The organism is Aneurinibacillus tyrosinisolvens, assembly GCF_001015055.1.
GTDB lineage: Bacteria > Bacillota > Bacilli > Aneurinibacillales > Aneurinibacillaceae > Aneurinibacillus_A > Aneurinibacillus_A tyrosinisolvens.
This window is the reverse complement of sequence record NZ_BBWZ01000018.1, coordinates 64697-83396: the sequence shown is the minus strand read 5'-3', so window position 1 is coordinate 83396 and position 18700 is coordinate 64697. Positions and strand designations below refer to the sequence as shown.

The window sequence follows — 18700 nt, the reverse complement described above, 5'->3', positions numbered from 1 at the left end:
GGCGACTTAACTATCTTATCAAATCACCAAGCAATTTGCAACAACTTTTTTTCGTTGTTTGATTGTTTATTTTGGATAAGATGGTTTCTATTTCTTGACCACCTCGCGGCGACAAGTAATAATATAGCATGCATGCTAGGTAAATAACAATGGTAATTTATTACTTATGTTAAATCATCTTTCTGGATCTCATAACGAAGTGAACTCACTCAGGATTTTTATATTCAAACAAATAAGCAGAAGAGAATTCTACACGTTCCCTTCTGCTGTCATTCTTTTTTATCATATCAGGATTTCTATGCCACTTTAAAGTAACGGAAAAGGATTAGACAGAAATAACATCTTCTATAAAAGAACTTGGGGATGTGACCAGATTTACAATTTGCCCATTTATATCAATCATCGGACGTGTTGGGTTTTGCGGATCAACGAAGATGATTTTACCGACGCGGCCGTCATTGAGCCTCACAATTTTACCTGCGGACAGCTGCATGATGCCGCTTATAAACGTGCGGACGATAACCGGATCAAGTTTTCCAAAGCTATATTCACGGAGCTGCTCGATGACGCGGTACGGAGAAAGGGCCTTGCGATATCCTCTTTCTGTGCACATGGCATGGTATACATCCGCGATTGCGACAATTTTAGCATACAGATGTATCTGATTGCCTTTTACACGCTGCGGATACCCGCTTCCATCTTCTCTCTCATGGTGCTGGAGCGCGGCGAGGGCAACCCCTTCGCTTAATCCTGCCGTTCCTTTAATAATCTGGTAACCATATGATGTGTGTTTTTTAACTTCCTCAAATTCATCATAATTTAGCTTGCCTGGTTTGTGGAGGATGGAAGGCTCAATGCGGCAAACGCCAATATTGTGGAGCGTGCCCGCAAGGCTGATCTGCATGTACTCCTGCTCAGGAATTTTCATCCAACGCGCAATCGCTACAGAAAGAATTCCGACAAAGATGCTGTGCTCATACGTGTATTTATCGAGTTCTTTTATTTTTTGAATGCTAAATAATACGTCTGGCTTTGCATTTACCGCCTGTACGAGCGGTTGGACAGTTTCACGTAAATCCATAACCGGGATAGGCATTCCACCCCCTACCCAGTTCGTGATTTTTTCCAGATAATCGGCCGCTTTACTTACCTTTAAATCAAACCGTTTATCCGGTTCCTCCGCCTTTTGTATCTTCACCTGTTCAGCTTTTCCCTTGTCAATTACAGAAACAGCATGGTCTTCCACTTCTTCTTCAATCGATATCCGTTCAATAAGAAAGGCCTTTAAGATTTCGATTTCCCTTTGCTGAATTCGTGTTCCTTTCTCAAAAAGCACACCACCAAGAGAGGTTACGACCTGCTCTGACAGTGTAACACCCGGCTTTACCAAATCAGTTAATAATTGAGGCATGACTCCGAAACCCCATTCTGTAATTTTCTCTATTATCTCTCGTTATTTTCTTTATTGTAGACCCCCACTATTTGTATTGGCAACCCTTTCCTTCAAATAAGAAAAAGCGGCAGGAAAATCCCTGCCGCCGTTGCTGGTCTATTCTGTTTCCACAATATCATTGTCTTCTTCGTTATTTCCCTCTTCATTTACCGGGGAATCTAATTCGTCCTCAACTTCTCCTGTTTCATCAGCGATTTCCACTTTAGCAACAGTAGCCACTTCTTCCTCTTCACCCAGGCGGATTAATTTTACCCCCTGCGTATTGCGGCCCATAGATGAAATGTCTCTGATAGACAGGCGAATAATGATGCCTGAAGACGTAATAAGCATCAGGTCATTTTTGCTTTCAACAACCTTCAAACCAGCGATAACGCCGTTCCGCTCGGTCAGATGCATTGTTTTTATTCCTTTGCCCCCTCTGGTCTGCAGGCGATAAGAGGAGAGCGGGGTCCGTTTCCCATAACCCTTGGCAGTAACAATCAATACATCGGCCTCGTCATTTGCAATATCCATGTCGATAACCTGATCTCCGCGGCCTAACTGGATTCCTTTTACCCCTGTCGCCGAACGGCCCATAATACGAACATCTTTTTCGGAGAAGCGAATGGACATCCCATTCCGCGTTCCCATGATGATGTCCTGTTCACCATCGGTGAGGCGTACGCCAATCAATTCATCATCTTCCCGTAAATTAATTGCGAAAAGACCTACTCTTCTTATGTTGCTAAACGACGTAAGATCGGACTTCTTAACAATTCCCTGTTTCGTCGCAAAGAAAAGATAATGATTTTCCGTGAACTCTTTTACAGGAATAACGGTCTGAATATGTTCACCCTGTTCGATTTGCAGCAGGTTAATGATTGGCATCCCTTTTGCCGTTCTGCCCAGTTCAGGAATTTCGTATGCTTTTAAGCGGTACACTTTGCCTTTATTTGTAAAGAAAAGCAAGGTGTGATGGGAATTGGTTGTAATTAAATGCTGCAGGAAATCTTCATCAATTGTACCCGCTCCCTGGATCCCGCGGCCGCCGCGCCGCTGTGCGCGGTACGTATCAATCGGAAGCCGTTTAATATATCCACGGTGTGTAAGCGTTACAACAACCTCTTCCTGTGGTATTAAATCTTCATCTTCGATATTTTCCATATCGATTGTAATTTCTGTACGGCGTTCGTCGCCATATTTCTCTTTAATTTCTGTAAGCTCCTCACGGATAATGGCAAGAATTTTACCTTCGTCTTCAAGAATCGCGCGCAGTTCAGCGATAATAGAAGACAGTTCATTGTATTCATCGGTAAGCCGTTCAATGGAGAGGCCAGTGAGCGTTTGCAGACGCATTGCAAGGATGGCAGTCGCTTGTTCTTCCGTAAATCCAAGCGGCACTTCCCTGCCACGCAGAGCGAATGTCTCGGCCATTAAATGACCACGGGCTTCTTCCGTATCCGTCGCCGAACGAATCGGACCTTCTCTGTCGACTAAATCATCAACAATATCAATGGCTTTTAGAAGGCCTTCTACGATGTGAATACGGGCTTCCGCCTTACGCAAATCAAATTCTGTGCGACGGCGAATGACTACCTTCTGGTGTTCGAGGTAATAATAAAGCATCTGCTTCAAATTAAGAACACGCGGTTCACCATTCACGAGCGCAAGCATATTAATACCAAAGCTCGTTTGCATAGCCGTATGCTTATATAAATTGTTTAACACAACCTGCGGATTTACATCACGACGCAGCTCGATAACAATCCGCATCCCGGTACGGTCAGATTCATCGCGCAAATCGGTAATGCCCTCAAGCCTTTTCTCACGCACAAGCTCAGCAATCTTCTCGATTAACCGTGCCTTATTTACCTGATAAGGAATTTCCGTAACAATGATCCGGTATTTCCCCCGGTTTTCCTCAACTTCGGCTTTTGCCCGAATCACTACGGATCCGCGGCCTGTTTCATAGGCACGGCGAATGCCCCCACGCCCCATAATATAAGCGCCGGTCGGGAAGTCTGGTCCTGTAACATGCTGCATTAAGTCATGGTTCGTGCACTCAGCGTCGTCGATAAGCATGAGAACACCGTTAATGACTTCCGTAAGATTGTGTGGAGGAATGTTTGTCGCCATTCCAACTGCAATACCCGCCGTCCCATTTACTAGTAAATGAGGAAAACGAGCAGGCATGACAAGCGGTTCCCGCTCATTATCATCATAATTGGGACCAAAATCCACAGTGTCTTTATTAAGATCCCGCATCAATTCGGTGGCAATTTTAGACATACGGGCCTCCGTATAACGCATGGCTGCCGCCGAGTCACCGTCAACGGATCCGAAGTTGCCGTGTCCGTCTACAAGCGGATAGCGATAAGAGAAATCCTGTGCCATCCTTACCATTGTTTCATACACCGCAGAATCGCCGTGCGGGTGATACTTACCGATAACGTCACCGACAATACGCGCAGATTTCTTATGGGGTTTATCCGGTGTAACCCCCATTTCATTCATCGCAAAAAGAATACGTCGGTGAACCGGCTTAAGACCATCACGTACATCAGGGAGAGCCCGGCTTACAATTACACTCATTGCGTAATCAAGAAATGAACTTCGCATCTCTTGATTAATATTTATATCAATGACATTCGATCGTTGTTCGGCCATTAAACTACCTCCTACCTCCGTCATCTAACGTTTATCAGGCCTGTCTAAAGCAGGTTAGAATCGTTCTGAACATAAGATCTATTATACCATTTATCTCCCTATAAAGACAAAAATAAGCCTTCTTCTTATGAGAAGAAGGCTTATTTTTTACAATATCTTAAAAGACAGGTTATTTTCAGGCCTGGTTATGCTATTATACGTCGAGATTCCGAACATTTTTTGCGTGTTCCTGAATGAATTCACGCCGTGGCTCAACCTGATCGCCCATGAGTGTTTCAAAGATGATATCTGCTTCCATGGCATCCTCCAACGCAACGCGAAGAAGCGTCCGGCTCTCCGGGTCCATTGTTGTTTCCCATAGCTGCTCAGGGTTCATCTCCCCAAGACCTTTATAGCGCTGGATGTTCGGCTCAGGTCGTGCAGGGGATTCCTGCCTGATTTGCGCCAGCTGCCTGTCGTTATAAGCATAACGAATGGTCTTGCCCTGCTGGTACTTATAGAGCGGCGGTTGGGCAATATATACATAGCCGCTCTCGATTAACGGACGCATATAACGGTAAATAAACGTTAAAAGCAGCGTTCGAATGTGGGCACCATCCACGTCGGCATCTGTCATAATAATCATTTTGTGATAACGCGCCTTAGAAATATCGAAGTCTTCTCCAATGCCCGTTCCGAGGGCCGTAATAATCGCTCGAATTTCCGCATTTGATAAAATTTTATCAAGCCGCGCTTTTTCTACGTTAAGAATTTTTCCTTTTAGCGGCAGAATGGCCTGGAAGTTTCGATCCCGCCCCTGCTTAGCAGAGCCGCCGGCGGAGTCACCCTCAACGATGTACAGTTCACTAATCTCCGCATCACGGCTGGAGCAATCAGCCAGCTTGCCGGGAAGAGAACTGAATTCGAGCGCGTTTTTCCGGCGCGTCAATTCGCGGGCTTTCCGGGCAGCTTCCCGGGCACGGGATGCCATGAGAGATTTCTCCATAATTTTCTTTGCTTCCTGTGGATGCTCATTCAAATAAACAGCAAAATTCTCGGCAAACAGTGATTCCGTAATGCTTCGTGCTTCACTATTTCCCAGCTTTGTTTTTGTCTGTCCTTCAAACTGAGGATCAGGAATTTTCACGCTAATAATCGCCGTTAACCCTTCCCGTACGTCATCCCCTGTAAGATTCATATCCTTTTCCTTAAGAATGTTGTTCTTACGTGCATAGTCATTAATCACACGGGTAAGTGCACTTTTAAATCCGGATTCATGTGTTCCGCCTTCGTGTGTATGGATATTGTTGGCATATGAATAAATGTTGCTGACAAAAGAATCATTATACTGGAGAGCAATTTCAACAACGAGCCCGTCTTTTTCCCCTTCGAGGTAGATGGGAGGCTCGTGAAGCTTCTCTCTGTTTTTATTTAAATACTCTACAAACGAACGAATACCGCCCTCGTAATGATACGTGTCCGTTCTTCCATCCCGTTCATCGTGCAGCGTAATCTGAACCCCTCGGTTAAGGAAAGAAAGTTCACGCAGCCGTTTTTGGAGCACTTCATACTCGTATACCCTCGTTTCCGTAAAAATCTCAGGGTCCGGAAGGAAAGTAACTTTCGTACCTGTATCTTCCGCTTCTCCAACCACCTTCAAATCTTCTATAGGTGCACCGCAAGCGTACGTCTGCATATAGCGTTTTCCTTTACGCTTTACTTCTATCTTCAACAGCTTAGACAGTGCATTTACTACGGACACACCAACACCGTGTAGACCACCCGAAACCTTATATCCTTCTCCGCCGAACTTACCGCCGGCATGGAGAACCGTAAGCACAGTTTCCACCGTTGATTTCCCGGTTTTTTCGTGAACTTCCGTAGGAATTCCCCGTCCGTTGTCGGTAACGGTAACGCTGTTGTCTTCGTGTACGTATACGTGGATATCGTCACAATACCCGGCAAGCGCCTCGTCAATACTGTTATCAACGACCTCCCACACGAGATGGTGAAGTCCCCTGCTGCTCGTAGACCCGATATACATACCAGGGCGCTTGCGAACAGCTTCGAGCCCTTCAAGCACCTGAATCTGACTGGCACCGTAATTGTTTTCTTCGTTCATTGCCATTTACTTTCTCACCTGCTTTCCAAAAAATTAGCACGCCGCTTTAAAGTAAGCGATGAAATCGGAGAACAGTATACTTTGTCTTTTGTAATGACAAATGACTTGCTCTGTTCGTTTCCCAGCAGGATTATTCGCCCTGTTTGCTCCGCTTCTTGCAGAAATTGCCGGGTAATTTTAGAAGATTGTTTCATGTGGTAATCAAGAATGACAATCACATCTTTCGAGCGTACAACGGTATCGCCGCCTAAATGTATAAACATTCTCTTCCCTCACGTTTCCCGCTCGACTGTCCCCTGTCTTACCCGGTAAAGGGCAGCCTGCTTTAATGTTTGATGGTAAAGCCCCTCTACGCCTGTTGTCGTAACAAAAGTCTGCACTCGATCTTTTATATTTTGCAAAAGGTGGGATTGCCGATTGGCATCAAGCTCGGAGAGAACATCATCCAAAAGAAGCAGGGGATATTCCCCAACTTCCTGGTGAATCAGCTCAATTTCCGCCAATTTTAAAGAGAGAGCCGTCGTTCTCTGCTGCCCCTGGGAGCCGTACTGGTGAACGTTTGTTCCGTTAATAAAAAAATGAATATCATCGCGGTGTGGTCCAGCCAGGCTCGTGCCGCGGGCGATTTCCCGCTCCTGTATCGAAGTAAGGTGCTGATAAACGCTTTCCTCCGCTTCCTCGCGGGACATGTCTTGTGTAACAGGAAGGGTATTTTCATAAGAAAGGGTGAGGCTTTCGCCGCCCTGGGTAATCTGCGCGTGAATTTCTCGGCCCCATTCTTTCAGTTTCTCCATGAAAACAAACCGTTTTTGCAGGACTTTCACGGCAAGGTCGGCCATCTGCCTGTTGTAAACATCAAGCATTTCCCGGAATTGTTTCCGCTGCTGTAATTCCTTCATCGCCTGATTACGCTGCTGGACAATTTTTTGATATTGGGAGATATGGTAAAGATACGTCGGCGACACCTGTCCAATCTCCATATCGAGAAAACGGCGCCGAACGTGCGGGCTTCCCTTTACAATATTTAGATCCTCAGGAGCAAACATAACCACGTTCATCGCACCAATATAATCACTTAATTTACGCTGCTCCAGACCATTAATTTTCGCTTTTTTTCCCCGTGCAGTCAACTGAATATCAAGGCCGAGCGGGCCATGGCGCCTCTCAACCCTGCAAGAAAGCCTGGCGAACGATTCGTCCCACCGAATCAGTTCTTTGTCCTTGCTTGTGCGATGGGACTTTGCCATGGCAAGCACATAAATCGACTCCAGTAAATTGGTCTTCCCCTGCGCATTGGGTCCTACAAAAAGAATAATCGGATCATCGAAACGAACCTGTATCTGTTCCAGGTTTCGATAATGCGTTAGCTCCAGTTCTTTCAGTATCAAACAGTTTTCCCTCCCAATGCACATCCGCCTGCGGAATAATCACATGCTGCAGGCTACTCATCGGTTTGGCGTGAAACTTCGTACGTACCGAAGCCGTCTACGTAGACCGTATCTCCATTATACAACTTTTTGCCGCGGCGGTTTTCAGTTTCTCCATTTACCTCGATATGTGTTTCGGCGAGAATCATTTTTGCCTGTCCACCGGTGTCAATAATGCCCGCGAGCTTGAGAAACTGGCCAAGCGGAATGTACTCCGTTGTAATCTCCACTACTTGTTTATTCATCTTGTCACCCCTATTGGTTAGTCCGGACAGGGAGAATCAGGTGAAGGATCCAGTCATACTCCGTTGGCCTGAGAATGAAAGGGCTCATCGCACCTGTAAACCCGATGCGGATTTCCTGGCTGTCCACAGCACGAAGCGCATCAAGCATATACTTAGCATTAAAAGATATTTTAACATCCTCTCCTTCTAAGGATAACGGAACGATTTCCTCCGTTACTTTTCCCACTTCCGGCGTGTTGGAGGAAACTTCAACAATGCCGTCAGGGCGTGTAAACAGCCGCACGACATTGCTCTTTCCGTCCTTTGCTAACAAGCTTGCCCTTTCAATCGCTCCTAGAAACTCTTTCGTCGATAAATTAATCTCCGTTTTTGTATTTTGCGGAATAATTCGGCTAGTATCCGGGTATGTCCCATCTAGAATCCGGGAATAAAATAAAACGTGTTGAATTTTTACAAGAATCTGGTTATCCGTGATAACGATATCGATAAGCCTGTCGTCATCCGGAAGGATTTTGCTCAGTTCCACCAGGCTTTTTCCCGGTATGACAACATTCTCAAATCCAAGTTCAACGGAAGATTCTACGGAGGATTTCCGTGTTGTTAGCCGGTGGCTATCGGTCGCGACAAACGAAAGATGGCTGTCGTCCAGCTTCCACATCACACCGGTAAGAATCGGGCGCGTTTCATTCGTTGCCACAGCAAATACCGTTTGCCGGATCATTATTTTCAATAAATCAGCAGGGAGGCTCAATACACGGTCTTCTTCAATTTGTGGAAGCCTTGGATAATCCTCCGCATTCATGCCATTTAAGTTAAATTCTGCCCGCTCAGAAGAAATCGTTGTCACAAATCGATCATTTACAGAAATCTTTACCTGCTCACCTGGAAGCTTCCTGACAATTTCTCCAAAAAAACGAGAAGGCAGCACGACGCTTCCGGGCAGGATATTTTCAATCCACTGTTCGTCCCCTGACTCTGCTGGTACATATTGTTCAATCGAAACATCTGAATCACTGGCCGTAAGCGTAATCCCATCCTCATGTGCTACGATTTTAATTCCGGTGAGAATCGGAATGGTTGTTCTTGATGATACAGCTTTGCCCACTGTACTAATCGCATTCGTTAATTGGTCTCGTTGAATCGTAAATTCCATTATATCCCCCTTAGGAATTTTTATTGGTATCCTGTCATATACTTATATTTTATTCTTTTTTTAAGACTAATAATAGTAATAGGGGCGGTGAATATGTGTATAAGTATGTTTTAGAAAAGAAATAAAGCCTATACACATGTGGATAAGTCTGTGTACAGGCTGGTCCGTATATTCACATTTATCCACAGGGAAACAAGCCCTGGTTTACTTTCCATTCTTTATCGTGTCAATTAAGTCCTGAATCGTCGTTTGCATCTGGCGGTCGGTCTGCAGAGCATGCGTAATTTTTTCGTGGGCATGAATGACCGTTGTATGATCACGTCCTCCAAATTCTTCCCCGATTTTAGGAAGGGAAAAATCCGTCAGTTCTCTGGACAGATACATGGCAATTTGCCGCGGGAACGCTACGGACTTCGTACGCTTCTTCGCTTTAAAGTCATCCATTTTTAAACCATAGTACTCTCCGACAACCTGCTGGATCCCCAGGATATTAATTACCCTCGGTTTCGTGGAAGGAATAATATCTTTTAATGCTTCGGTCGCAAGTTCGCCGTCAATATCTTTATTGATAAGAGAAGAATAAGCGACAACACGGATGAGTGCGCCTTCCAGTTCCCGGATGTTCGTGTCGATTTGATTCGCGATATATACCATGACTTCATTAGGGATTTCCAGGTTTTCCGCTTTTGCTTTTTTTCGCAAAATCGCGATTCGTGTTTCAAGATCCGGCGGCTGGATGTCTGTAATGAGTCCCCACTCAAAGCGGGAACGCAGCCTGTCTTCAAGCGTTGGAATTTCCTTAGGCGGTCTGTCACTTGAAATGATGATCTGCTTGCTTTCCTCGTGGAGCGCGTTAAATGTATGGAAAAACTCCTCCTGGGTCTGCTCCTTGCCGGCCAGAAATTGAATATCATCTATAAGGAGGATGTCGACATTGCGGTATTTATTTCGAAAATTAACCGTTTGGTTGTCACGGATTGAGTTAATGAATTCATTCGTAAATTTCTCGGAAGAAAGATAAACAACCCGCGCGTTCGGGTTTTGTTCTAGGACATAATGTCCGATCCCATGCATTAAGTGCGTTTTTCCAAGACCTACGCCTCCGTAGATAAAAAGAGGATTGTAAGCCTTTGCAGGTGCTTCGGCTACTGCAAGAGAAGCAGCGTGCGCGAAGCGGTTGCCGGTTCCAATTACAAATGTATCAAATGTATATTTTGGATTAAGGACGGTCTGCGGATATTCATCATTTGCTCCGTGTCGCTTTTCCCGGGAGACCGGCTGCGCCGCCATTTCCGCTTCATCGTGCTGCGCAGTCAAAGTGGGAATAATGAATTTAATTGTAATCGTTCTTCCTGTCACTTCATATAATGTCTCCAGAATGAGATCGGAGTAGCGAGACTCCAACCAATCTCTTGTGAACTCGTTCGGAGCTGTAATAAGAAGAGTATCATCGTCGAGGGAGGTCGCTTTTGTCGATTTCAACCATGTCTCGAAGCTGGGCTTGCTTATTCGTGTCTGTATATGTGAGAGTGTTGCATCCCAGAGCTCTTTCACATTTGTAACCATAATTCTCCTCCCTTACTTCCTTCCCGCTTTGTATACGGGTCCCCGCCAAACGTTCTTTATTTACAGGGTCTTATCATTATTTTAAGAAGAAGTATGTACAACTTCCTTATCGTCGGTAAAACGAGCTGTGGATAAATCCCCTCATAACTTCCCGTGTTATTTACTGGCTTTTTATATCTTTTCGACAGAATCCCCAGATATGTGGACTACTTTTCCACACCCATGTATAAATGTCCACAGTTTTATCCACACGCTGTGGACAACCTCTTTGTTTATTAAAAGTTATCCACCAGTTAAAACAAACTCATGATATCAGATAAAAATGCCTACCGCAATGATTTTTTTAAAGTTATCCACAAAGTCTACACGTTGTGCAAAAGAGATATTCACAACACAAGATTTTGTGAATAACCAGGAGAGAAGCATGTCGATAATTGAATTACGGGAAATAATTTTATCCACACATCGTTTGGGAAATGAAAAATGTGGATAAAATGAAAGAGACTTGACACCAGGCGTGGTGGGTAGATATAATAGTCTAGACTGTCTATAGTGGATGGAACCCTCATAAGGAGGTGGATATAATGAAACCAACTTTTAACCCAAATAACCGTAAACGTAGCAAAGTTCATGGCTTCCGCGCTCGAATGAGCACAAAGAACGGCCGCAAAGTGCTTGCGAACCGCCGTAAAAAAGGAAGAAAAGTATTGTCAGCGTAAGGCCACTCTCATAGTGGCCTTTTCTACCGTTTTTGGTTATGTAAAGAATGAAGCGTGTAGAAATCAATGAATAAGCCAAGCCATACGTAAGGAGTGTATCCCTTGTATCGCAAGAATCGATTGCGAAAGAATGAAGAATTCCAGGTTGTTTTCAAGCGCGGTACATCCGTCGCTAACCGGCAATTCGTCATTTATTTTTTGAAGAAAGAAGAACAGGAGTCTTTTCGAATCGGTGTGTCTGTCAGTAAGAAAATGGGGAACGCGGTGACACGGAATCGCTTGCGCCGAATGATTAAAGAAGCCGTTCGTTTACGCGCGGACGAAGTGAGAACGAATGTAGACTTCATTGTCATTTGCCGCTTGCCTGCTGTGGAATTGGAGTTTGATCAGCTTCGGGACAGCCTTTATCATTGTATGAGAAAAGCAAAATTGTTCTCTGAATCGAAAAAAGGGCAGGGGATACGTCCATGAAGCTTGTTCAGAAATTTTTTATTTCTTCCATTACCTTCTATAGAAAGTTTATTTCACCGTTAACACCGCCCTCCTGCCGTTTTTATCCTACGTGTTCGCAATATGCGTTAACAGCGATGGAAAGATATGGACCATGGAAAGGGGGCTGGCTGGCAGTAAAGCGCATTTCACGCTGTCATCCTATGCACCCGGGCGGCATTGACGAGGTTCCGTAAAGTAGCTTCATAAACAAGGCCTCTTCTTCATAGGGGGGCCAAAAATACATAGTTGCAAGGAGGAGTATTTCTTGCTGCCAAGGCGATTGAAAATAGCACTACTTTTTGTTTTGATTGCTGTGCTTTCGGCTGGATGTACCGCAGCGAATCCGAACCATCCTCTTCCAATTGACCCGGTACATGGCGGAATATGGGACAAGTTTTTTGTTTTTCCGCTATCCTGGATGCTTCAGAGGACGGCCGATGTATTCGGAGGAAGCTACGGAATTGCGATTCTTATTGTTACCGTTATTGTTCGTTTAGCGATTCTGCCCCTTATGCTTAAGCAGATGAAAAGCAGTAAGAAAATGCAGGAGCTTCAACCTCTTTTAGTTAAAATTAAAGATAAGCACAAGAAAGACCCGCAGAAGTACCAGCAGGAAATGGTTAAGCTGTATCAGGAAAACCAGGTGAATCCCCTTTCCGGTTGTTTGCCGATCTTGATTCAAATGCCAATTCTTCTTGCTTTCTACCATGCGATTGTTCGTACGGGACCCATTCGCCATCATGACTTTTTGTGGCTCCAGCTTGGCGAAAAAGATCCTTATTTTATTCTGCCGATTATTGCTGCAGCAACCACATTCCTGCAGCAATGGATTATGATGAGAAACAATACGGCAATGTCAGATAATCCGCAGATGAAAATGATGCTGTATCTCATGCCGGCCATGATTCTTTTCATTTCGGTTTCACTTCCGTCCGCTTTGGCGCTGTATTGGGTATATGGAAATATTTTCTCTATTATTCAGACGTACTTCCTTTACCGGGATACCACTCCTAAGGGAGGAGTGGCGAAGTGAATAAGGTAACGGCAACCGGAAAAACAGTGGAAGATGCGATTCGTGCAGCACTGCAGCAGCTGAAGGCAACAAGAGAACAGGTGACATATCGTGTGCTTGAGGAACCAAGCCGCGGTTTCCTTGGATTCATCGGTACGCGGGAAGCCAAAGTAGAAGTTGTCCTACAAGAGCAGAAAGAAGAGGTGCTTGTTTCTGCTTCTGAAGGTTCTTCTTCCGAGCCACCGGTTCATGAGATTCTTCCGGAAGTAATCCTTCCTTCCGGGAAAGAGGATAAACCGGAGGCGAAAAGGCAAACAGAACAACAAGCGGTGAAACAGGGAAAATCCTTCCTGGAGGAGGTTCTTTCTACAATGGGGCTGAATGCCGAAGTGGAAGAAACTAAATTTAGCGGGAATCCCGGTTTCATTATTAAGGGAGAAGGATTAGGGCTTATTATCGGCCGCCGGGGCCAGACGCTTGATTCCCTTCAGTACCTCGTAAATATCGTTGCCAATCGTTACGCGGAAAAGCGGGTTCGTATCGTGCTCGATGCGGAGAATTACCGCCAGAAACGAAAGGAATCTCTTGAACAATTAGCTGAGAGAATGGCTGCTCAGGCTGTAAGAACGAATAAACCTGTCCGGCTTGAGCCAATGAATCCGGCGGAAAGAAAAATTATCCACAGTTACCTTCAAAAACGCAGTAAGGTTGAAACAATGAGTGAAGGCTCGGAACCTTACCGCAGGGTTGTCATTAGTCCTAAAAAATAATATGCTGTGCATAAACCCTTTCTATTTTCAGTAGAGAGGGTTTTTCTATTCTCAAAAATAGTTAAAGTATGGTATTCTATACATTTAGGGAATGCTTTAAAAAACATGTTTTTTGTGGGTGACATAATAATGGAGTTTGATACAATAGCAGCAATCGCAACTCCGCTCGGTGAGGGCGGAATTGCCATTATAAGAGTCAGTGGAACGGATGCCATCCAGGCTGTGGATAAGGTTTTTAAAGGCAGGAAGCGGTTATCCACTGTGGATAGCCATACAATACATTACGGTCACCTTGTGGATGAAAAAGGTGACGTTCTAGAAGAAGTGATGGTCAGTGTAATGAGAGCGCCCCGTACGTTTACAAGAGAGGACGTGGCGGAGATTAACTGCCATGGCGGCATTGTTTCCGTGAATCGCGTGCTCGATCTCATCCTGGCACAGGGAGTAAGGCTGGCCGAGCCGGGCGAGTTTACGAAACGGGCGTTTCTAAACGGGCGCATTGACCTTTCCCAGGCGGAGGCCGTTATCGACTTAATTCGGGCAAAGACGGACCGGGCGATGAAGGTAGCCGTTAGCCAGGTGCAGGGGAAGCTGTCGAGGCTGATTGAACAGCTGCGCCATCAGCTCATTCAATTAATGGCCCATATCGAGGTAACGATCGATTATCCGGAGCATGATGTTGATGAAGTGACCCGTACGCTGCTTGCAGACAAAAGCCGCTGGGTACGGGAAGAGATAGAAAAGCTTCTCCGGACGGCTAAACAGGGAAAAATCATCCGGGAAGGGCTGGCAACGGTCATTGTTGGGCGTCCCAATGTTGGAAAATCCTCTCTTCTAAATAGCTTTTTGCAGGAAGTAAAAGCGATTGTGACCGACATCCCGGGAACAACGCGTGATATTATTGAAGAATATGTTAACGTGCGCGGCATTCCGCTGCGGTTAGTTGATACAGCAGGAATTCGGGAAACTGAGGACGTTGTCGAGCGGATTGGTGTAGAAAAGTCCCGAGAAATGCTGGCGAAAGCGGATTTAACACTTTTATTGCTAAATTACGGAGAAGAGCTGACAGTGGAAGACAGGAACCTTCTTCAGGTTGTACAAAACATGAATGCCATTGTTATTATGAACAAAACCGACCTTCCGCAAAAAATTGATGTGGACGCAGTCCGGGAACTTGTCCCTGGTTTGCCGCTCATCATGATGTCCGTAAAAGAGGAAGAGGGAGTGGAACGGCTGGAAGAGGCGATTGCTCGCTTGTTCTTCGCAGGTTCCATACAAAGCGACGATTTAACGTATGTAAGCAATGCCAGACATATTCAATTGCTTAACGAAGCGTCCCGAACAATCGGGGAGGCGATCGATGCGGTTGAAGCCGGAATGCCGGTGGATATGGTTGCTTTTGACATTCGGCGGACATGGGAGCTTCTCGGGGAAGTCGTGGGAGACACGGTAAGTGAAGATTTACTCGATCAGATTTTCTCTCAATTTTGCCTTGGAAAATAGTAAGAATGCGCGTGAAAAACGCGCCGAGGAGGAAACGAAAAAGTGGGATACCAAGCAGGTACATTTGATGTAATTGTTGTTGGGGCAGGACATGCGGGAGTAGAGGCGGCACTGGCTTCAGCCCGTATGGGATGCTCAACGTTGATGATAACGATAAATCTAGACATGATTGCTTACATGCCGTGCAATCCGTCTATTGGCGGACCAGCTAAAGGACATGTTGTGCGCGAGATTGATGCGCTGGGCGGGGAAATGGGCAAGAACATTGACAAAACGTATATCCAAATGAGAATGCTCAATACAGGAAAAGGACCGGCTGTTCATGCACTGCGCGCCCAGGCTGATAAGTTCCTTTATCAGCAAACGATGAAGCAAACGCTTGAGAATACGGAAAATTTGCTGCTTCGCCAGGGAATGGTGGAGCGACTCATTATCGAAGATGGAGTATGTAAAGGCGTTATTACGAAAACGGGCGCCGAATATACGGCAAAAGCGGTTGTAATTACAACAGGCACATATTTACGTGGGAAAATCATCATTGGGGAATTGCAATATGAGAGCGGGCCGAACAATATGCAGCCTTCTATTGGGTTGTCCGAGCATCTCCGGGAGCTTGGATTTGAACTTGTGCGTTTTAAAACGGGGACACCGCCACGTGTCCACAACAGCTCCATTGATTATGATAAAACAGAAATTCAGCCAGGAGACGACGTTCCACGCGCGTTCTCTTATGAAACAACCGAGTTTCTTACGGATGAGCAGCTTCCATGCTGGTTAACGTATACAAGCGAGGAAACACAAGAATTAATTAATAACAACCTGCATCGCGCGCCTATGTTCTCAGGCATGATCAAAGGGACAGGGCCGCGTTACTGCCCGTCCATTGAAGATAAAATTGTCCGGTTCAGCGATAAACCGCGCCACCAGATTTTTCTGGAGCCGGAAGGGCGGAATACGGAGGAAGTATATGTACAGGGACTGTCCACAAGTATGCCGGAAGAAGTGCAGCTCGAAATTCTAAAAACGATTAGCGGGCTGGAAAATGTAAAAATGATGCGTCCCGGCTATGCTATTGAGTATGATGCGATGGTGCCGAGCCAGCTCTGGCCAACGCTTGAAACAAAACAAATCCAGGGCCTTTACACAGCAGGCCAGCTTAATGGAACGTCCGGCTATGAAGAAGCAGCCGGGCAGGGGATTATGGCTGGAATTAACGCAGCCCGTAAAGTCCAGGGCAAGGAACCGCTTATTCTCGACCGTTCTCAGGCATATATTGGTGTCATGCTTGATGATCTGGTGACAAAGGGAACAAATGAGCCGTATCGTCTGCTCACCTCCCGTGCGGAATACCGCCTCCTGCTTCGCCACGATAATGCCGATATGCGGCTGACGGAAACCGGGTATGAGATCGGGTTAATAAAGGAAGAAAGATACAAACGCTTTGTTGAAAAGAAAGAGAAAATAGAGGCGGAGAAGGAAAGACTCAGACAGAAAAAGATTGGACCGAAGCCTGAGGTACAGCAAATGTTAAGGGAAGCGGGCTCAAAGGAGCTTGATAATGCGATTGATGTATATTCATTGCTAAGACGCCCTGAAATGACGTATAAGCATGTCGAGGTAATTGCTCCTGCTGAATCTCCGGTTCCAGCTGACGTGGCCGAACAGGTGGAGATCCAGATTAAATACGAAGGATATATCCGCAAGCAGCTTCAAGACGTAGAGAGATTAAAGAAAATGGATAAAAAGCGCATTCCGGAAGGCATTGACTACATGAGCATTCATGGACTTGCAATGGAAGCGAGACAAAAGTTGGATAAGGTTAAACCTTTATCTATCGGCCAGGCTTCCCGCGTATCGGGTGTAACCCCGGCAGACATTTCTGTTCTGCTAATTTATTTGGAAACATACCGTAAAGTCGCGAATTAGGAGGGTCTTATGGATGCTTTGAAACTGCAGCAGCTTGCTGCTGAACATGCCATTGTCTTGAGTGAACTGCAGCTTGAGCAATTTGAGCTTTATTACTCGCTGCTTGTACAGTGGAATGAGAAAATGAACCTGACAGGCATTACGGAAAGGGAGCAGGTGTATGAAAAGCATTTCTATGATTCGATTACACCTGCCTTTTATTTTGATTTTACTGCTGCGCAAAGTATCATCGATGTGGGATCGGGTGCCGGGTTTCCGGGTATTCCTTTAAAGATTTGCTTTCCGTCTTTGAAGCTGACCATTCTCGATTCACTGAACAAACGCCTTGTCTTTCTGCAGGAAGTTGTGAATCGTCTTGGACTGCAGGATGTTTCCTTCGTACACAGCCGTGCCGAGGATGCCGGACAGGATAAGAAGTATAGAGAAGCATTTGATATTGCCACGGCACGTGCGGTGGCACGCATGAATGTACTCTCAGAGCTGTGCCTTCCTTTTGTAAAGCCGAATGGTTTTTTTATCGTCATGAAAGGTTCGAACGTGGAAGAGGAGCTTACAGAGGCGAAGAAGGCAATTAAGGTACTGGGGGCAAGAACACAGAAGGTGGAAAGCCTTTATCTTCCGGAAGAAGAAGCGGAACGAAATATTATTATGATCCGAAAACAGGAAAAAACGCCGAACACATACCCGCGAAAAGCAGGGACTCCTGTGAAAAAACCGCTTGTATAAAAAATAGTTTATTTCGCAAGCAGCCTATTTTGGCTGCTTTTATTGTTTCACGTGAAACAATGGCAGGAAATAGGGCTGTGATTGGCGAATATGTACATTTGGAATGATAGAAGATTAGGTGGTGTCATCTCATGAAAGACCAGTTTTCTCGTTTATTTGGCCTTACGGAACCAACTGATCATGAAGAAATAAGGCAAATTTCTGTCAGAGAGATCGTTCCTAACCCATATCAGCCACGAACCGTATTTAATGATGATCGGATTGACGAGCTGTGCGAGACGATAAAAGTACACGGTGTGATTCAGCCTATTATTGTTCGTGAACGACACGGACGATTTGAAATTATTGCAGGAGAGCGTCGATGGAGAGCGGTCACAAAGCTGGGAATGGAAAAAATCCCAGCGATTATAAAGGATTTTAATAACGAACAGGCCGCTTCTATTGCGTTAATCGAAAACCTGCAGCGGGAAGGGCTAACACCCGTAGAAGAAGCGATTGCTTACCAGAAGTTAATCGATATTCATGGATTAACACAGGAAAGCCTGGCCACTCGTTTGGGAAAAGGACAGTCAACCGTTGCGAATAAACTAAGGCTCCTTCATTTGCCGGAACCGGTTCAGGAAGCACTGCTCTCAAGAACGATATCCGAACGGCATGCCCGGGCTCTTCTCGTTATTAAAGAAGAGAAAGTGCAATTGCAAGTGCTGCAGGAAATTATTCAAAGAGGCTGGAACGTAAAACAGACAGAGCAGCGAATTAAGCTTCTGCTTGAAAAAGATCAAGATAAACAGACGCCAAAACGACGTTCGTTTTCCAAAGATATGCGGCTTGCGATTAATACCGTCCGGCAGTCGGTCGATATGGTGCTTCAAAGCGGATTAAACATACAGACGGAAGAAGAAGATTATGATGATTTTTATCAGTTTACGATAAAAATACCAAAATCGAAAAAATAGCAGGG

The 18700-nt window shown here is 45.4% G+C and carries 17 protein-coding genes; 9 read left to right on the top strand and 8 right to left on the bottom strand.

All coding sequences use genetic code 11. The annotated features are described in order from the left end of the window. Window positions 1–325: 325 nt before the first annotated feature. The 8 genes from MBEAL2_RS16315 to dnaA all read right to left on the bottom strand — a co-directional run bounded on the left by MBEAL2_RS16315 (window position 326) and on the right by dnaA (window position 10591). Window positions 326–1411 (bottom strand): HD-GYP domain-containing protein, encoded by a 1086-nt coding sequence (locus MBEAL2_RS16315; protein WP_047153332.1) that lies wholly within the window; start codon window positions 1409–1411, stop codon window positions 326–328. 138 nt (window positions 1412–1549) lie between these two features. Then, the gene (gene gyrA / locus MBEAL2_RS16310; RefSeq protein WP_047153331.1) at window positions 1550–4099 is read right to left on the bottom strand and encodes a DNA gyrase subunit A; all 2550 of its coding nucleotides are present in this window, start codon (window positions 4097–4099) and stop codon (window positions 1550–1552) included. 193 nt (window positions 4100–4292) lie between these two features. After that, window positions 4293–6206, bottom strand: coding sequence for a DNA topoisomerase (ATP-hydrolyzing) subunit B (gene gyrB / locus MBEAL2_RS16305; RefSeq protein ID WP_047153330.1), 1914 nt, complete (start codon window positions 6204–6206; stop codon window positions 4293–4295). An 8-nt stretch (window positions 6207–6214) separates the two neighbouring features. Continuing rightward, complete coding sequence (gene remB / locus MBEAL2_RS16300) at window positions 6215–6463, bottom strand: extracellular matrix regulator RemB (RefSeq protein ID WP_047153329.1); 249 nt, start codon at window positions 6461–6463, stop codon at window positions 6215–6217. A gap of 9 nt (window positions 6464–6472) precedes the next feature. After that, window positions 6473–7588, bottom strand: a complete 1116-nt coding sequence (recF, locus tag MBEAL2_RS16295; protein ID WP_047153328.1) for a DNA replication/repair protein RecF — start codon at window positions 7586–7588, stop codon at window positions 6473–6475. A gap of 53 nt (window positions 7589–7641) precedes the next feature. Next, on the bottom strand, window positions 7642–7872 hold the full coding sequence (yaaA, locus tag MBEAL2_RS16290; RefSeq protein ID WP_047153327.1) for a S4 domain-containing protein YaaA: 231 nt from the start codon (window positions 7870–7872) through the stop codon (window positions 7642–7644). Between the two features lie 10 nt (window positions 7873–7882). Beyond that, a complete protein-coding gene (dnaN, locus tag MBEAL2_RS16285; RefSeq protein ID WP_047153326.1) occupies window positions 7883–9025 on the bottom strand; it encodes a DNA polymerase III subunit beta in 1143 nt (380 codons plus the stop codon). Between the two features lie 204 nt (window positions 9026–9229). Further along, window positions 9230–10591, bottom strand: a complete 1362-nt coding sequence (gene dnaA / locus MBEAL2_RS16280) for a chromosomal replication initiator protein DnaA (RefSeq protein ID WP_047153325.1) — start codon at window positions 10589–10591, stop codon at window positions 9230–9232. Between the two features lie 584 nt (window positions 10592–11175). Between dnaA and rpmH the strand changes: the two genes are divergently transcribed. The 9 genes from rpmH (at window position 11176) to noc (ending at window position 18695) form a co-directional block, all read left to right on the top strand. After that, window positions 11176–11310: a 50S ribosomal protein L34 gene (gene rpmH / locus MBEAL2_RS16275; protein ID WP_047153324.1), complete on the top strand. Its 135-nt coding sequence runs from the start codon at window positions 11176–11178 to the stop codon at window positions 11308–11310. 102 nt (window positions 11311–11412) lie between these two features. Continuing rightward, window positions 11413–11781 carry a ribonuclease P protein component gene (gene rnpA, locus MBEAL2_RS16270; protein WP_047153323.1) on the top strand — a complete coding sequence of 123 codons (369 nt, stop codon included), beginning with the start codon at window positions 11413–11415 and terminating at the stop codon, window positions 11779–11781. Further along, window positions 11778–11996, top strand: coding sequence for a membrane protein insertion efficiency factor YidD (yidD, locus tag MBEAL2_RS16265; RefSeq protein ID WP_047153322.1), 219 nt, complete (start codon window positions 11778–11780; stop codon window positions 11994–11996). The genes rnpA and yidD overlap by 4 nt, the downstream gene beginning before the upstream one ends. Before the next feature lie 71 nt (window positions 11997–12067). Next, complete coding sequence (yidC, locus tag MBEAL2_RS16260) at window positions 12068–12835, top strand: membrane protein insertase YidC (protein ID WP_173427724.1); 768 nt, start codon at window positions 12068–12070, stop codon at window positions 12833–12835. Next, window positions 12832–13584 (top strand): RNA-binding cell elongation regulator Jag/EloR, encoded by a 753-nt coding sequence (gene jag / locus MBEAL2_RS16255; RefSeq protein ID WP_047153321.1) that lies wholly within the window; start codon window positions 12832–12834, stop codon window positions 13582–13584. The genes yidC and jag overlap by 4 nt, the downstream gene beginning before the upstream one ends. A gap of 129 nt (window positions 13585–13713) precedes the next feature. After that, window positions 13714–15087: a tRNA uridine-5-carboxymethylaminomethyl(34) synthesis GTPase MnmE gene (mnmE, locus tag MBEAL2_RS16250; protein WP_047153320.1), complete on the top strand. Its 1374-nt coding sequence runs from the start codon at window positions 13714–13716 to the stop codon at window positions 15085–15087. A gap of 42 nt (window positions 15088–15129) precedes the next feature. After that, complete coding sequence (mnmG, locus tag MBEAL2_RS16245) at window positions 15130–17013, top strand: tRNA uridine-5-carboxymethylaminomethyl(34) synthesis enzyme MnmG (RefSeq protein ID WP_047153319.1); 1884 nt, start codon at window positions 15130–15132, stop codon at window positions 17011–17013. 9 nt (window positions 17014–17022) lie between these two features. Beyond that, window positions 17023–17739, top strand: coding sequence for a 16S rRNA (guanine(527)-N(7))-methyltransferase RsmG (gene rsmG, locus MBEAL2_RS16240; RefSeq protein ID WP_047153318.1), 717 nt, complete (start codon window positions 17023–17025; stop codon window positions 17737–17739). 131 nt (window positions 17740–17870) lie between these two features. Next, entirely contained in the window at window positions 17871–18695 is an 825-nt protein-coding gene (noc, locus tag MBEAL2_RS16235; protein WP_047153317.1) for a nucleoid occlusion protein, read from the top strand. Window positions 18696–18700 lie beyond the last annotated feature (5 nt).

Excerpts from the sequence above, each read along its gene's own strand:
- gyrB (WP_047153330.1), bottom strand. The coding sequence starts at position 6,206 with ATGGCAATGAACGAAGAAAACAATTACGGTGCCAGTCAGATTCAGGTG.
- mnmE (WP_047153320.1), top strand. The coding sequence starts at position 13,714 with ATGGAGTTTGATACAATAGCAGCAATCGCAACTCCGCTCGGTGAGGGC.
- dnaN (WP_047153326.1), bottom strand. The coding sequence starts at position 9,025 with ATGGAATTTACGATTCAACGAGACCAATTAACGAATGCGATTAGTACA.
- dnaA (WP_047153325.1), bottom strand. The coding sequence starts at position 10,591 with ATGGTTACAAATGTGAAAGAGCTCTGGGATGCAACACTCTCACATATA.
- yaaA (WP_047153327.1), bottom strand. The coding sequence starts at position 7,872 with ATGAATAAACAAGTAGTGGAGATTACAACGGAGTACATTCCGCTTGGC.
- yidD (WP_047153322.1), top strand. The coding sequence starts at position 11,778 with ATGAAGCTTGTTCAGAAATTTTTTATTTCTTCCATTACCTTCTATAGA.
- rsmG (WP_047153318.1), top strand. The coding sequence starts at position 17,023 with ATGGATGCTTTGAAACTGCAGCAGCTTGCTGCTGAACATGCCATTGTC.
- MBEAL2_RS16315 (WP_047153332.1), bottom strand. The coding sequence starts at position 1,411 with ATGCCTCAATTATTAACTGATTTGGTAAAGCCGGGTGTTACACTGTCA.
- rpmH (WP_047153324.1), top strand. The coding sequence starts at position 11,176 with ATGAAACCAACTTTTAACCCAAATAACCGTAAACGTAGCAAAGTTCAT.
- gyrA (WP_047153331.1), bottom strand. The coding sequence starts at position 4,099 with ATGGCCGAACAACGATCGAATGTCATTGATATAAATATTAATCAAGAG.
- remB (WP_047153329.1), bottom strand. The coding sequence starts at position 6,463 with ATGTTTATACATTTAGGCGGCGATACCGTTGTACGCTCGAAAGATGTG.
- noc (WP_047153317.1), top strand. The coding sequence starts at position 17,871 with ATGAAAGACCAGTTTTCTCGTTTATTTGGCCTTACGGAACCAACTGAT.